This is a genomic window from Bacillus cereus group sp. BfR-BA-01316 (assembly GCF_022664195.1).
In the GTDB taxonomy this organism is placed as follows: Bacteria; Bacillota; Bacilli; order Bacillales; family Bacillaceae_G; genus Bacillus_A.
Window position 1 is genome coordinate 1 of sequence record NZ_JAKUGX010000011.1, and the last position, 15834, is coordinate 15834.

The window sequence follows — 15834 nt, forward strand, 5'->3', positions numbered from 1 at the left end:
GGACCGACTGGAGCTACCGGCGCCACTGGGGCTACCGGAACTACTGGGGCTACTGGACCAACTGGACCGTCTGGGGCAGGACTTCCAGCAGGCTTGTACGCATTTAACTCTGATTCGGCTGGTGTCACTTTGTCGGGTACCGGACCTGTACGGTTTAATACATTGGGATCACAATTCGGCACAGCAATTTCTCCATTTTCAGGTGGTGATACTTTCAACATAAACGAAACTGGATTCTATAAAATTACCGTTATCGTATATACTACATTGGCAAGTGCATTAGGTAACATTGAAATTCAAGTTAATGGCTCACCTATACCAGGCGCCAATACAACTTTAGTTATAGCTGGAGTACCTATCGTTATCCAAGCGATTACACAAATTACATCAACTCCATCATTAGTTGAAGCATTTGTTACAAACATCACTGGATTATCACTAACTGCTGGTACGAGTGCATCAATTACTATTGAAAAAATCGCTTAATTTTTACTTAGCAGTAAAACTTATATAAGTTTTACTGCTTTTTCTATTATGTATTCAATCGTTATTTCTTCTCTTTCTACATTAGCCATAATGTCGTATACCTTTTTATAGGAGGCTCACATATAGAAAACAAATCTGTAGTTCAACCTTTCCACGAATTGCTAAAAAGAACAGCTTTGTTTGAAATATGAGTAGCGTATGAGCCATATCTCCCTACCTCATTACATATATCTATAGAACTTCCGCCTCGGTTGCACATTCAATTGAAGATCCTCCAGTACCATTTCTAAGTATTTTAAAGAATTCTTTACATACCGTCACATTTCAAATATCATTCCTGATGCACATGTACGTCTTTCTCATTATTTGGATATAATTATAAAAAGAGCTAAATCATTAGCCTATTCTACGAAAATAAAAGTATATAATCGATATGTGAATCCACGTTATCGATCATGCATTCATTTTAAACTCTGCGATACAACAACTAAGATCCACTAATATAAAGAGCATTAGAAAGGAATACATACAGTGAAAGACTCAAATCCTCAATATCAAATAGACTACATATTAATATTTATTTTATTTGCCATTGGGACTGTTAGTTGCTTCGCTATTGCAAGTGCACAACCTTCTTTACCACCATTTTTACAAAACGTAAATTTTGTCCTAAAGCAAATCCAGTGGTACGTTATTGGATTTATCGCCATTGGTGTTATTATGATTATCGATTTTGATCGCTATAAAAAAATTGCTTGGTATTTGTATGGCTTTGCAATGATACTTCTTATTGGCCTAGAGCTTCAAGTTCCTGGCGCCGTTACAATTAAAGGGGCTACCGCGTGGTACAGACTTCCAGGCATCGGAAATTTTCAGCCTTCTGAAATTATGAAATTATTTTTGATTATCGTCGTTGGACGAATTATAGCGAATCACAATGAAAAATACCCTTTTCGAACAACTCGTGAAGATTTCATTTTACTTTTAAAAATATTTGCGGCTAGCTTACCACCACTACTTCTAATTGCAAAAGAACCTGATTTAGGAAACACAATGGTAATTTCCGCAATGCTCGCAGCAATGATTTTAATTTCTGGTATACGTTGGCGCTTTATTTTCGGATTAACCACTACCATTTTCGCCATGAGCTCTGCCTTAACATATATTTATTTCACTCATACAGAGTTCTTTAAAGGTCATATTCTAAAAGAATATCAATTAAACCGCTTCTACGGCTGGCTAGCACCTTACAAATATGACGCTCAAGGATATCAATTAAGACAAGCATTCTTAGCTGCTGGATCAGGAGAAATGCAAGGAAAAGGGTGGGAAAATGGACAAGTATATTTCCCAGAGCCGCATACAGATTTTATTTTCACAAATGTCGCTGAACAATTCGGCTTTTTAGGAGCCAGTATCATTATTTCACTTTTTTTCTTACTCATATACCGAATGATTCATATCGCTTTAGAAAGCAATGAACCTTTCGGTAGTTACATTTGTGCTGGTACAATCGGAATGTTCACGTTCCAAGTATTCCAAAATATCGGGATGACAATTGGTTTACTCCCTATTACAGGAATAACATTACCTCTTATGAGCTATGGTGGGAGTTCACTGCTCACATACATGGTTGCTATTGGATTTATTTTGAACGTACGCTCAAGAACTAAAGTCTTTATGTTTAAATGAACCATATCGAAAAACGGTATGGTTTTTTTCTATGTCCATTTTAGATATACTAATGAAAAAATGAGCTGGAGGTTTACATATGAAATATGACATTATAGGCGATATTCACGGATGCTTCCAAGAGTTTCAAGACTTAACAACGAAACTAGGATATAGCTGGGATAGCGGTCTCCCAATTCATAACGAAAAACGAAAGCTGGCATTCGTTGGTGATATTACAGACCGCGGTCCACATTCATTACGTATGATTGAAATTGTATGGGAGCTCGTAATAAATAGAAAAGAAGCTTATTATGCTCCAGGGAATCACTGCAATAAACTGTATCGTTTTTTCCTTGGGCGTAATGTTACAATCGCTCATGGGCTCGAAACAACTGTTGCAGAATATGAAACATTATCTTCTAATAAACAACAAATAATAAAAGAAAAATTCATTACTCTTTACGAACAATCACCGCTATATCACATACTGGATGAAAAAAAATTAATCGTCTGTCACGCTGGCATTCGGCAAGATTACATAGGAAGACACGATAAAAAAGTACAAACATTTGTATTATATGGTGATATTACAGGAGAAAAACATCCTGACGGCTCACCAGTTCGGCGCGATTGGGCACAAGAGTATACAGGTGAAACATGGATTATTTATGGGCATACACCTGTCAATGAACCCCGCTTTGTGAATCATACAGTCAATATTGATACCGGCGCTGTATTTGGTGGTAAACTAACTGGACTACGTTACCCTGAGATGGAGACTGTTTCTGTCCCTTCTTCCCTACCTTTTGTTCCTGAAAAGTTCCGCCCAATTTCATAAATACCCCTATTGAATTCACAAGTAACAGGGAAAAATGATATTTTCTAGGCGTATCCCACACTAAAACTAGATAAAGCAATTAAAAAAAGATGCAATAAAGTGCATCTTTTTTTAATTGTGCGGCATATACTGTCGCAGGAGGTGACGGAATGAAGAAAAAATCTTCTAAACAAAAAAAAAAATTCCACCCTTTATACCATCCCATGTATGGAATTAACAACTGGTGCAGTATTCGAGCTGCAGCTATAGAAGAAATAGAAGAACAAGAGTCATCAAAAAAAAGCAAACCGAGAGAAAAATATGTCTCTTTAGAAAATGCTGTTATGAGGCGGATTATAGATAGCAAAAAAATAAAAGCACGACAAAAAAAGAAGCTCGCTTCTAATAATGATGAACCTGTGCTTAATTCGGAAAAGATACAAGAAAATATAGAAAAAAATATTCCTGCAGCAATAAAGGAAAAAGTACAACCAGAAATTCCAGCTACTATTATAAATCAAGTAAAAAAAATAAAAGAAGCATTAGTCTCAGGCAACGATGAACAAATAGAAGTATCCGCCCCTACTCAGGCTCCTGTACCTACACCTATAAAAAAAGAAGTTAACAAAGGAGGTCGCCACGCATATAAAGAAGGCCTTCACTCTACAGCTGACGGAATCGCCTCACATGCCGAAGGATTGCTTACACAAGCAATGGGTGCCTTTTCTCATGCAGAAGGATCAAAAACAAAGGCAACTGGACATAGTTCGCATAGTGAAGGAAGTGAAACGACAGCAGGCGGCTCTTATTCTCACGCGGAAGGAAAACATACGATTTCTTTAGGCGAAGCAGCACACGCAGAAGGAACCGCAACTATCGCTAATGGATTCTCATCTCATGCGGAAGGAAATCATACATCAACAGCTAATTTTGCCGGCAGCCATATTATGGGGAAATTTGGTACAGCGGAAGAGGCTTATTCATGGTTTATTGCAAATGGTACAAGTGAAATTGATCATAATATAGGGGCAAAATGGCTTGCTCATAACGGAGAAATGTATATCGATGGTGCTTCTTACAATGCAAGCGGGACTGATTATGCACAAATGTTTGAAACAGCAGATCATACCCCTATTGATGTCGGTTATTTCGTTACATTTAGTAGCGAAGAAAAAATTCGGATAGCCACTTCAAACGATTCATTCATATTAGGAATATCTAGTGCTACACCCGCTCTCATAGGAAATAGCGGTGCTTTAAGTTGGCAAAAACGCTATAAAACAGATAGCTTCGGAAAACGTCAATATGCGCGTACGGATACGCAAGAAATACAACCTCTTTTAAATACAGAATGGGATCCATCTTGTAAGTATATATCAAGACGAAATCGCACCGAGTGGCTTCCTATCGGATTAATTGGACAAATGTTAGTACGTGATGACGGTACTTGCGAAACACACGGATATTGTCGTCCGAATGATGACGGCATTGCTACAAAGGCTGAAAGTGGCTTTTTCGTTATAAAGCGTACTAGTGAGAATCAAATTTTAATATTATTCCGCTAAAAAAAAAGGGAACAAAATTCTTATCGTATAAGAATTTTGTTCCCTTTTACTTTTTACGTAAAGCGTATTGCATATCATCCGGAATGCTGACAGTAAAAGTCATTTCCTTTTCTAAAATAGGATGATAAAACGTCAAAGAAGTACTATGAAGCGCTTGACGTTTTATCACATCTCTTCGGCCGCCGTATAAATCATCCCCAAGTAGCGGATGTCCTATATGTGCCATATGTACACGAATTTGATGTGTTCTTCCCGTCTCGAGCTCAAGCGCTACATGCGTCTTATCGGAAGAACTCTCCATCACTCTAAAATGAGTAACAGCTCTTTGACCATCTTCACAGACAGTTCGCTCGATAATACTATCCGCTTTTCGTCCGATTGGTGCATCAATCGTTCCTACTTCTTCTAAAATAGTCCCATGAACGATTGCCTCATACGTTCGTTTCACCCCTTTTTGTTGATGCTGCTTCGATAAAAGGTGGTGAACGAATCTATTTTTCGCAATTAACATAAGCCCTGAAGTATCACGGTCTAACCTCGTCACAATGTGCACCGTACTTGCAAGATTTTGTTTATCATAATGATATAAAAGAGCGTTTGCAACACTTCCTGACCGGTGCTCCCTAGACGGAATCGTCGACATATTTGCTTCTTTATTTATAACAAGAACCGCATCATCTTCATATACGATACATAAAGGGATCTCTTCCACTTCCATCCCTTCACTTCTTTCCTCCACTGGAAAAAAGACTTGTAACTCTTCACCAGCTTGTAACTTGTGACGAACACTCGTGTGTTGACCGTTTACTTCAATTGCTCCGCCACGGAACTTTATATCCGTTAAAGCAGCTTTCGAAATCCCTTTTGTTTTCAAAAATTCTCTAACTAAAGTTCCCTCTTCAGCCAGCCCTATATCCCATTTCAATGTAAATCTGTTCAAATATATAAACCCTCTCTATTTATCTGCAACAAACGAGTCACGAACACGTTTCCAGAATGGGAACGGACGGAAACGAACAAATCGTACTTTCTCGTTTGCAACGCGATACTGAATTGATTTCACATCTTGATGAACCATCGTCAAATGATCCACCGTAATTTGCAAGTTCATTCCTGCAGCCGGCTTTAAAACGCATGTATGATGCTTCGGCAGTACGAGCGGCGAACCTACCGTACGAAATACACGATTGTTGATAGATGCCATTTCTGCAATTTGAATCGCTTCAATAGAAGGGTGAATAATCGCTCCGCCAAGCGCCTTATTATAAGCGGTACTTCCTGAAGGAGTAGAAATACAAAGACCATCTCCGCGAAACGTTTCGAAATACTCTCCGCGTATTTCCACTTCTGTTACTAATGTACCTTCTGCACTTTTTACAGTCGCTTCATTCATCGCCAAATACTGCGACTCTTTACTACCATTCACATAGCGAATAATCACTTCTAAAAGTGGATATTCAACCACTTGGAACGGTGTTTTAGCGATTGCAATCACCAACTTCTCTACTTCCGTCGGTAACCAATCTGCATAGAAACCTAAATGCCCTGTATGTACACCAACAAATGCGGTTTCATCTAATCGATTATAGTAACGATGAAATGCATATAAAAGCGTTCCATCTCCCCCAACAGAAATTACAATATCAGGTTCCTTTTCATCCATTGTAAACCCAAAATCTAGCAAGTATTCTTTCATCGTACTTGCTAGTGTATCTGATGATTGATCTCCCTTTGACATAATTGTAAATTTCATCGCCCAACACCCTTTAGTTTATGATTCAGAATCTTTCGTTTCCTGCTTTCGTGAAAAGACCTTTTGCGCTTCTTGAATTTCAAGACGAATGGAAGACATTTCTTCATCTAATAAAAACGCCGCTTCCGCTGCACGTTGTAAGCGTATTTTAATATCTTCAGGAAAACGTCCACTATATTTGTAATTTAAAGAATGCTCAATCGTTGCCCAAAAATTCATTGCTAACGTGCGAATTTGAATTTCAACTAACACTTTTTTCTCCCCCTGTATCGTTTGAACAGGATAACTAATGACAACGTGGTAAGAGCGATAGCCGCTATCTTTCTTTTGCGTTACATAATCACGTTCTTCCACAATGTCAAAATCATTTCGTTTTCGAAGATATTCTACAACAGGCTTAATCTCATCTACGAATTGACACATCATTCGAAGGCCCGCGATGTCCTGCATATCTTCTCTGATTCGGTCTAGCGGTACATTTCTCTTCTCCGCTTTATCAATAATACTTGCAACCGACTTTACCCTTCCTGTTACAAACTCAATTGGAGAATGCTCCGTTAACATTGCAAATTGAGTACGCATTCCTTTTAGTTTCACTTTCAGCTCCGCCACCGCTTGGTGATAAGGCGCTAAAAATTCTTCCCAATTACGATTCATTTCAACCACCACCAAAATCAATCCATTTGCTTATAGAAACACTTTTTCTACAGCAGTTACTAGTTCTTCTCCGTAATTTGCATTACCTTCAATATTTTCAACTAAATATTCTACTTCTTCTTTTAATCCTTCTAATTCTATTTCAACATCATTCACGCGAATAAACATCGCTGTATCTTTATTCATCGCTTCATGCATTGCTTCCCAGCATGTATGCGGAATACTTACATAAATGAAAGATGATTCGTTTTCTAAGATATATAAAAATGATAAATTGTCTGAGTCTACAAGTACGTGATTACGCGCACTTAACTCCTTTACCTCTATTTCAGTATTTTCCGCACAAAAAATAAGCGCATTCTCTCTCGTTTCTACGCTCTTAACTTGAATTTTATTTTGCATGCTCGAACTCCTCCATCTCAACTTCCTGTCTTACTTAACAGTATTATTGTATCATAACATGGACGCAAACAAATAAAACATTGAACCAAATTTATGAAAAAGCGATAATGTGTAAAGAATTATTTTTCAAAAGGAGCGCACACAATGACACAAGAAATTGAAATTGAATTTAAAAATATGGTTACAGAGGACGAATTCCAAACATTATGCAAATCTTTTTCTATTGAAGCATTTACAAAACAAGTAAATCACTACTTTGAAACGCCTCACTTCTCTTTAAAAGATGCAGGCTCTGCACTTCGTATTCGTCATAAAGATGGAACTTATACATTAACATTAAAACAACCTGCTGAAATTGGTTTATTAGAAACTCATCAGTCTGTAACAGAAAAAGAAGCAAAACTTATGATGGAAACAAACACACTCATTCAAGGAACTGTAATGGATCAGCTAGACAAACTACAAATTCCCGTTTCCTCTTTAACTTATATGGGTAGTTTAACAACAGAAAGAGCTGAAACATTATTTGAAGGCGGAACGCTTGTCTTTGATCATAGTTTCTATTACAATCACGATGATTATGAAATTGAATACGAAGTGCAAGATGAAAAGACCGGTAAAGCAGCATTTATAAGGTTATTAAAGCAACATAACGTACCAGTTCGTCATACAAATAACAAAGTAAAACGCTTTTTCCTTGCCAAACAAAACAAAGAGCGCTAAAGTGAAATTTCCATTAGTGAAGAAGAGCTGTACTTACGGCTACGTTTCACCTTTTTGGAAAGCAAAAGATTTATTAGCAACATATAGAATAAGTAAAGAATGTTATGAAGGCTGTTTAGTTGCTCTTCATAACATTCCATTGCTACAATAGATATACATTTCATGGAAAAAGGAGTTTATAAAGGATGAGCAAGCAACCGATGACACCATTTGAAGCAATTGGCGGTGAACAATGCATTGCAACATTAGTGGATACATTTTATTCCTATGTCAGTGAACACCCTGACTTATCTCCGATCTTCCCGGATGATTTAACAGAAACTGCTAGGAAGCAGAAACAATTTTTAACACAATATTTAGGTGGTCCTAATTTATACACTGAAGAACATGGGCATCCTATGCTAAGAGCACGCCATCTTCCGTTTGAGATTACTCCAAAACGTGCAGAAGCTTGGCTATCATGTATGGAGCAAGCAATGGATGATACAGGAGTGCAAGGTCATATAAGAGAGTTTGTTTTTGAACGTTTAGCATTAACTGCTCAACATATGGTCAATACTCAAAATGAAACAGGTGAAGAGTAATGGATAAGCAGGAAGCAAAGCATATGAATATGCCTTCTCCTTCCACATGCGAGCATAAATCTGTAGAAGCATATTTATTTATTGATCCACTTTGTAAAGATTGCTGGGATATCGAGCCTTTTATTATTAAACTATGGCTTGAGTATGGGAAATACTTCTCTATTCGTCATATAGTAACAGGAAAAGTGGACGGGGCAAACGCTTCCTCACACAAATGGAATAAACCTGCTAATATTCGATTTGTGTGGGAAAAGACAACAAGTTTACAAGGTTTTTCATGTGATGGAAAAGTACATATGCAAGAGGCATCGTCAACACCGTATTTAGTTTCGATGGCAATTAAGGCGGCGGAGTTGCAAGGCCGAAAAGCAGGTTCGAAGTTTTTGCGAAAACTCCAAGAATACATTTTTCTTGAAAATGTATCAAACCCTGACTGTGAATTATTGCTTACATGTGCTAAAGATAGCGGCATTGATGTAGAGGAATTTAAAAAAGACCTACACTCAGTTAGCGCAAAAAAAGCTTTCCAATGCGACCTAAAATTCACAAATGAGATGCATATTACAGAAATACCTTCCCTCCTATTTTTTCATGCAAATTCAGATGAGGAAGGTATTAAAATCACAGGAATTTATTCCTATGATGTATACGTACAGCTATTAAAAGAACTGGTAAAATGCGAAATTGAGCCAGAGCCATTACCTCCTTTAGAAGTATTACTAGAAGCAACACAATTTATTTCTTCAAAGGAAATCTCATTTATATATGACTGCCCTCAGCAAGAAATAGAGCGCGAACTAAAAAAATTACAACTAAAACGAAAAGTACAAATGATTGAAGTGAAGTGCGAGCGTTATTGGAAATGGATAGCAAAAGAAGAAGACCTGGTGTAAACACCAGGTCTTCTTCTTTACGGCTTATAAAAATATTAAAGGGGATGGGAGAAATTTTCACGTTCAAACAAAGGGGTATATGTTTGTATGTGAATTCGTTCACGCTTATTATATTACAAGATTCGACGTCAGATGACAACCCCTTTTGTCGAATTTCACATTTTTGTCACATTCTAAACGTTTTCATTCTTGAATAAGCTATAAAAAAAGCAATTTAGGAGGTTTCCTTATGAAAAAGTCTCATATTTTTCTTATCTTTCTATGTGTTATTGTTTCTTTTTTCTTGTATATCCTCTCTCTATTACAAGCTTTTCCTAAAATTATTGCCTTCCCTCTTTTATTCGGAGTTATCGTCATCGCTGTCTCTTATTTCAACTATAGAAAACGATTTAAAGGATTTTAACTACAAAAATAAGTCGTGAAAATTCCTTCTAATATAGAAAAAGTAAAGAAAATCACCTTAATCATTCGACAAATATCGACATTATGTACTTTTGAGCAAATGTTTCAAACAAAAAAGACGAGGATAAAATTCCTCGTCTTTTCTCATTACTTCTCTTCAAACAATAGTGCTTCTAATTCATTTAATTTCTCTTCAAATACTTGTAATGCCTCTCTCACAGGTTCTGGAGATGCCATATCTACTCCTGCTTTTTTCAACACTTCAATTGGGTAATCAGAGCTTCCTGCTTTTAAGAATTCGTTAATGTAACGTTCTACTGCTGGTTGCCCTTCTTCTAAAATTTGTTTTGATAAAGCTGTCGCCGCACTAAATCCTGTTGCGTATTGATATACGTAATAGTTGTAATAGAAGTGTGGAATACGAGACCACTCTAAACCGATTTCTTTATCAATTACTAAAGCATCACCGAAATATTTCTTATTTAAATCGTAGTAGATCTCCGTTAACATATCTGGAGTAACGGCATGTCCTTCTTGTACTTTCTTATGAATGATATGCTCGAACTCTGCGAACATTGTTTGACGGAATACAGTACCACGGAATCCTTCTAAATAGTGATTTAATAAATATAGACGCTCTTTCTTATCTTCTGTCGTCTTCAATAAGTAATCATTTAGAAGTGCTTCATTACAAGTTGATGCCACTTCTGCAACGAAGATTGAATAATCACCATATACGTGTGGCTGTGTCTTTCTTGTATAGTAACTATGCACAGAATGACCAAATTCATGAGCAAGTGTATATAAATTATTTACATTATCATGCCAGTTCATTAAAATATACGGATTTGTCCCATATGCACCTGATGAATATGCACCGCTTCTTTTTCCTTTATTCTCATACACATCTACCCAGCGATTTTCATATGCTTCTTTTAAAATTTCAACATATTCATCACCAAGTACATTTAAAGATTTCAATAACATTTCTTGCGCTTCTTCATACTTCACATTCATTTTCACTTCTGGTACAAGTGGTGTATATAAATCGTACATATGAAGCTCATCAAGACCTAGAGCACGCTTGCGAATATCAATGTATCGATGTAGTAAGTGTAAATTATCATTTACCGATTCAATAAGTTGATCATACACCGCTTCAGGAATATTATTATTACTTAATGCAGCTTGACGTGCAGAATCGTATTTACGAACGCGCGCATTGAAATTATTACGTTTCACAGCCCCGCTTAGCGTACTTGCAAATGTGTTCTTATATTTTCCGTACGTTTCATATACAGCTTTGAATGCATCTTCCCGTACACGACGATCATCACTTTCTAAAAATTGAATGTAACGACCATGTGTTATTTCTACCTCTTCTCCATCCTCACCTTTAATAGATGGGAATTTCAAATCCGCATTATTCAACATACCGAATGTATTACTTGATGCACTCATCACTTCAGATGCTTCTGCTAATAACGCTTCTTCTGCCTCAGATAATACGTGCGGGCGTTGACGTGTAATTTCTTCTAATGCATGCTCATATACACTTAGTTCTCGATTTTCTTGTAAGAAAGTTTGTAGCGTATCTTCTGAAATAGATAAAATTTCAGGTACGATATAAGCTGTGCTACTAGATACTTGTGAGTATAAATTTGTTGCGCGATCATTTAATGCTTGATACACAGAGTTTGTTGTATCTTGATCGTAACGCATATGTGCATATGTATATAGCTTACCTAATCGCATTGAAATTTCATCTTCATATTGCAATGCCTCAAGCAAATTGTCTGCAGAGTCGCCAAGCTTCCCTTTAAATTCAGTTAACTTTGGCAATAGCTCTTTAATAGCTTGGAATTCTTTTTCCCATTCTGCATCTGTTTGGAAAATATCTTCTAATCGCCATGTGTTTGCTTCTTCAATCTCATTGCGATTTGGTAATGATTTTACTGTATTTTGTTCAGCCATTCTTTAAGCCCTCCTTATAATATCTCTACTTAAGTACAATTCGATTTTTCTTATGTAATTCCTTCACGATCAGTCTTTATTATATCCCCTTTTCCATCTCTCATGTTGTACTTTGTCTCAAATAGAGATAGTGCATGAACTAAGCAAATTTCATCATATTTCATAATTTCTTCCTCTGTTTTTACCAACACAACATCTCTTATTTTTCGATACTTATTAATACCTATTTTTATTAATACACCTGCATAACATAAAAATGTCATATACTCCGCAACTGCTACCTTCCATATATGTTGTGCAAAATACGGAAGTAGACGCCTCTTCGTATATTTTGCTACATAGTTACATACGTATTGCAGAGAAATATACTCGCCTACCTTAAGCATACCTATACACTTCATATAAAGAGAAGCTTGCCATATAAATGGATTTGTTTGAAAAGCAAACGCGGATGGGAGCGGAACACCGATTTCAGAAGGAAAACTCGCTGGGGTACATTTATATTGATATAAGAGGCGGAGTAGTGACTTATGATTATAATTCCAGATAGATAGAGCGTTTTGCCGAAAATGGTTCTTTTTTTCTTCCATTCTTGTCCTAATACCTCTTTCTGGAAAGGCACGGGAGAAAAGAGCATGTCAACAGTAGTCGTATCAGTTGGTAAATAAATAGTATGTGAGAAAGAGACATTTGTAGAAAACGGAGTGATAAATGCGCATTTCATAAACGATTTTTGTTTCGGGCAAAAGAAAATAAGAAATGGCTGAGGATAAGGTTGTAAGGAGAAAGCCATAAGGGAGGAGAATGTCATCCAATAGGCGGATTGCTTTTTCAACTGATTTCCACCGATTATCCAGATGACTTGTATACTAGCTTGCCAATACGAATACGTTCGCTTATAAAGCTGCTCTACAGAGAGATTTGCACATTGATATTCAATCGCAATTTTTCTATCCACTCTCTCTACGTAAATATCTGGCCGTTGCTTGATTACTGGCAGATAATGCTCTATATCGACATGAAAATCTTGACGTTTTAACCATCTATATAACAATTCTTTCCCGTGCATATGATACATAGATTCTGCTTCATAAAAGGCAAGACATGAATCCACTTTCTTATGAGCAAAATGCCAGCTCTTTTGTTTTCCTAATTTCATTTGCACTTCTTTTCCGCAAGCTGTACAAAAGAATTTTTCTCGTTTACGCATTTCGCGTAAACGTTCTTCATCCCGGTTATATAATAGATGAATTTTCTCTCCGTTTTCTCTCCTTGCAATAAACATTACCATCACACCCTTTCAACTTCTTGTATTCTACAATTTACTACAAATTCCTCTCAAAAAAAGAGATGTCCTAAATTAGGACATCTCTTTCTATAATAAAGGTGATAATAACCGATACGTCGATTCAACAATCCGCCTATGAAGACGTCTCTTATGAAATCGGTCAACATGAATTTCACTGGATTCTTCTAAATCGTCTTTAAAATCTTGAACGAGCTTTCGAATGCTACCTGTATCATATAAAAAGGCATTTACTTCAAAGTTTAAATGAAAACTTCTCATATCCATATTAGCTGTCCCAATTGATGCGAGATCAGAATCCACGATGACAACTTTACTATGAAGAAAACCTTTTTCATATTCATATATTTTTACTCCTGCATCTAATAACTCCGTAAAGTACGATCTTGATGCATAAAAGACAGTCCGCTTATCTGGCTTACTTGGCATTAACAAACGAACATCAATACCAGCAAGTGCAGCTACTTTTAATGCAGATAAAATATCATCATCTGGAATAAAGTATGGTGTTGCAATCCAAATCGATTTCCTAGCTGAAGCAATCATTGCAAAATATAAATGTTTAATTGTTTCCCATTTATTATCCGGTCCACCTCCAACAAGTTGGACTCCGCCCCAATGATCACCCTCAACTGCTTCCGCTTGTAAATATTCAGGTGCTAATACCGCCTCACCAGTCATATAAAACCAGTCTTGAAGGAAAATCAGCTGTAAACTTTGAACTGCTTCACCGCGTAAATATAAATGCGTGTCTCGCCAAAAACCGAAATATTTATCCTTCCCTAAATACTCATCACCAATATTTAATCCCCCTACAAACCCTTCATTTCCATCTATAATAACGATTTTTCGGTGGTTTCGATAATTAATTTTATCGTTTAAAATTGGAAAACGCACAGGGAAAAATGGAATCATTTCTACTCCTGCATCATTCAATTCTTCAATATACGAATTTGATAATTTAAAACTTCCAACCGCGTCGTATAAAAAACGAACGACAACGCCTTCTTTTGATTTTTTTATTAAAATATCTTTAATTTCTGTACCGAGCTTGTCATCACGCACAATGTAATACTCCATATGAATGTGGTGTTTCGCTCGATTTAACCCATCTAAAATTGCCTGAAACGTTTCGTCTCCATTTGTTAATGTCCTCGTTTCAGTTTGAAATGAAATATTTAAAGCACCTAGTCGATCTGCTAAACGAAATAACAATTCTTGATGCTTATGATTTCGTAAAATCCGTTCTTCGTAATCTTCGTGTCCCTTATATTGTAAAAACGCCTGTTCATCGAGTAATGCCTTCTTTTGGAACATTCTTTTTCTGCGAAAGTTTTGTCCAAATAAAAGATAAGCAAAGAAACCGAACACTGGAAAAATACCTAGTACGATTAACCACGTAAGTGTTTTTGACGGATGGCGGTTTTCTAAGAAAATAACACATCCAATTAAAAATGCGGAAACCGTAAATAAAATACTAATAATACCTAAAATCGAAACATCTTTTATCCCAATTACATCCGAATAAAATGCTACATCAATAAACATACGTAACGAAACAAATAATGCGAACAATAGTAGAAAAAAGAAAAGTAGTTTTAGTGTATTTTTCATCTCTTACCCCCTAAATAAGAAAGCCTTCCTATTCTTCATAAAAAAAGCCGATTTCATACTATAGAAATCGGCTTACATTTTAGGAGGGAAATTGTTGCGAATTGTCTCAAGCGCACGCTCTTTCACAACCTGTTTCCCATACTCACTTACACGGTGAATCGTTAAAGTAGATTCTTCTCCATATTCTAAAACAATACTTAAAATACGATCAATTTCTTCTTCATCATGTAGCACTTCATCGAATTCCACATATACATAATAGCGGTCCTCAAATGAATGCAATTCATCTTTTATATCTTCAAAGATAAGACGATGACTTAATGAAATGACATCTTCAAAATCATTAAACTTAATTAAAAAGCCAAACGTACCATCTTCATTAAAGTTTGTTCCTACTTGTTCTTCTACCTCTTCCACTAATTCTTGCTGGAATAATGATTCGATGCCTTCATCTAGAGGAATGTCTATAATTTTGTCTACACCTATTGGTAGTTCCAGCTTTTGTCCATCCTTTGAAAGCTCCGCTTTCGTTACGAGTACTTCAATCCCTTTATCGACTGCTTGCACTTGAATCCATAACGGTCCATCGATAAAGAAATCATCATGATCACGAGCTTCGTCCATCATCTCCCAAAAGAGCTCTTCACTTCGTTCGCGGTCATACCAAATTTCTTCACGGTTAAACCCTCTGTCCTCTATATCAATGTACGTAATAAAAAATTTCATAGTATGGTCATTAATTCTTTCAATATCCAAAATACAACTCTCCCTTCCTGCTTAGAATTGTTATGAAGGGATTCCCCACTCATATGACAAAACAATAGATTCTTGTACTCTCATTTTATGATAAGATTCTCCAGAAGGGAAATAAAATCGATTTATTTTACAAAAATAGTTATATACCTATCTGTATTCGACTGTTTACATAAAGTGAAACAATAATCAGTATTTTTTTCATCCCCACTGATTATTAGCTCGCACCAA

The 15834-nt window shown here is 36.4% G+C and carries 16 protein-coding genes and 1 pseudogene; 9 read left to right on the forward strand and 8 right to left on the reverse strand.

Annotated features, from left to right (window positions below; all coding sequences use genetic code 11):
* The 4 genes from MR071_RS10960 to MR071_RS10975 all read left to right on the forward strand — a co-directional run.
* The coding region (locus MR071_RS10960) for a BclA C-terminal domain-containing protein (protein ID WP_472926930.1) at positions 1–486 on the forward strand (486 nt) is incomplete at its 5' end.
* Positions 487–1017: 531 nt separating this feature from the next.
* A complete protein-coding gene (locus tag MR071_RS10965; protein WP_242236032.1) occupies positions 1018–2178 on the forward strand; it encodes an FtsW/RodA/SpoVE family cell cycle protein in 1161 nt (386 codons plus the stop codon).
* A gap of 79 nt (positions 2179–2257) precedes the next feature.
* The gene (gene prpE, locus MR071_RS10970) at positions 2258–2998 is read left to right on the forward strand and encodes a bis(5'-nucleosyl)-tetraphosphatase PrpE (RefSeq protein WP_105584245.1); all 741 of its coding nucleotides are present in this window, start codon (positions 2258–2260) and stop codon (positions 2996–2998) included.
* A 149-nt stretch (positions 2999–3147) separates the two neighbouring features.
* A complete protein-coding gene (locus MR071_RS10975) occupies positions 3148–4542 on the forward strand; it encodes a peptidase G2 autoproteolytic cleavage domain-containing protein (protein ID WP_242236035.1) in 1395 nt (464 codons plus the stop codon).
* Between the two features lie 46 nt (positions 4543–4588).
* Here MR071_RS10975 and MR071_RS10980 read toward each other — a convergent pair whose 3' ends face one another.
* The 4 genes from MR071_RS10980 to MR071_RS10995 are packed head-to-tail and all read right to left on the reverse strand — an operon-like array spanning position 4589 to position 7354.
* Positions 4589–5482 (reverse strand): RluA family pseudouridine synthase, encoded by an 894-nt coding sequence (locus tag MR071_RS10980; RefSeq protein ID WP_105584247.1) that lies wholly within the window; start codon positions 5480–5482, stop codon positions 4589–4591.
* Between the two features lie 15 nt (positions 5483–5497).
* The gene (locus MR071_RS10985; protein WP_000673196.1) at positions 5498–6295 is read right to left on the reverse strand and encodes an NAD kinase; all 798 of its coding nucleotides are present in this window, start codon (positions 6293–6295) and stop codon (positions 5498–5500) included.
* Positions 6296–6313: 18 nt separating this feature from the next.
* Positions 6314–6952 carry a GTP diphosphokinase gene (yjbM, locus tag MR071_RS10990; RefSeq protein ID WP_002125951.1) on the reverse strand — a complete coding sequence of 213 codons (639 nt, stop codon included), beginning with the start codon at positions 6950–6952 and terminating at the stop codon, positions 6314–6316.
* 30 nt (positions 6953–6982) lie between these two features.
* The gene (locus MR071_RS10995; RefSeq protein ID WP_002011362.1) at positions 6983–7354 is read right to left on the reverse strand and encodes a UPF0738 family protein; all 372 of its coding nucleotides are present in this window, start codon (positions 7352–7354) and stop codon (positions 6983–6985) included.
* Between the two features lie 144 nt (positions 7355–7498).
* On the opposite strand from MR071_RS10995, the gene MR071_RS11000 reads away from it, so the two are divergent.
* The 5 genes from MR071_RS11000 (at position 7499) to MR071_RS11020 (ending at position 9957) form a co-directional block, all read left to right on the forward strand.
* Positions 7499–8077 carry a CYTH domain-containing protein gene (locus MR071_RS11000; protein ID WP_242236037.1) on the forward strand — a complete coding sequence of 193 codons (579 nt, stop codon included), beginning with the start codon at positions 7499–7501 and terminating at the stop codon, positions 8075–8077.
* Between the two features lies 1 nt (position 8078).
* Positions 8079–8228 carry a hypothetical protein gene (locus tag MR071_RS11005; protein WP_181149427.1) on the forward strand — a complete coding sequence of 50 codons (150 nt, stop codon included), beginning with the start codon at positions 8079–8081 and terminating at the stop codon, positions 8226–8228.
* 34 nt (positions 8229–8262) lie between these two features.
* The gene (locus tag MR071_RS11010) at positions 8263–8661 is read left to right on the forward strand and encodes a globin domain-containing protein (protein ID WP_105584250.1); all 399 of its coding nucleotides are present in this window, start codon (positions 8263–8265) and stop codon (positions 8659–8661) included.
* Positions 8661–9554, forward strand: coding sequence for a ClpXP adapter SpxH family protein (locus tag MR071_RS11015; RefSeq protein WP_242236039.1), 894 nt, complete (start codon positions 8661–8663; stop codon positions 9552–9554). The genes MR071_RS11010 and MR071_RS11015 overlap by 1 nt, the downstream gene beginning before the upstream one ends.
* 229 nt (positions 9555–9783) lie before the next feature.
* Positions 9784–9957 carry a hypothetical protein gene (locus tag MR071_RS11020; protein WP_000748141.1) on the forward strand — a complete coding sequence of 58 codons (174 nt, stop codon included), beginning with the start codon at positions 9784–9786 and terminating at the stop codon, positions 9955–9957.
* Positions 9958–10103: 146 nt separating this feature from the next.
* Here MR071_RS11020 and pepF read toward each other — a convergent pair whose 3' ends face one another.
* The 4 genes and pseudogenes from pepF to mecA form a co-directional block, all read right to left on the reverse strand.
* The gene (gene pepF / locus MR071_RS11025) at positions 10104–11930 is read right to left on the reverse strand and encodes an oligoendopeptidase F (RefSeq protein WP_242236041.1); all 1827 of its coding nucleotides are present in this window, start codon (positions 11928–11930) and stop codon (positions 10104–10106) included.
* Between the two features lie 50 nt (positions 11931–11980).
* A pseudogene (locus tag MR071_RS11035) lies at positions 11981–13224 on the reverse strand (competence protein CoiA).
* Positions 13225–13305: 81 nt separating this feature from the next.
* Entirely contained in the window at positions 13306–14850 is a 1545-nt protein-coding gene (locus MR071_RS11040; RefSeq protein ID WP_105584254.1) for a cardiolipin synthase, read from the reverse strand.
* Positions 14851–14922: 72 nt separating this feature from the next.
* Positions 14923–15606 carry an adaptor protein MecA gene (gene mecA, locus MR071_RS11045; protein ID WP_002011351.1) on the reverse strand — a complete coding sequence of 228 codons (684 nt, stop codon included), beginning with the start codon at positions 15604–15606 and terminating at the stop codon, positions 14923–14925.
* Between the last annotated feature and the right edge of the window lie 228 nt (positions 15607–15834).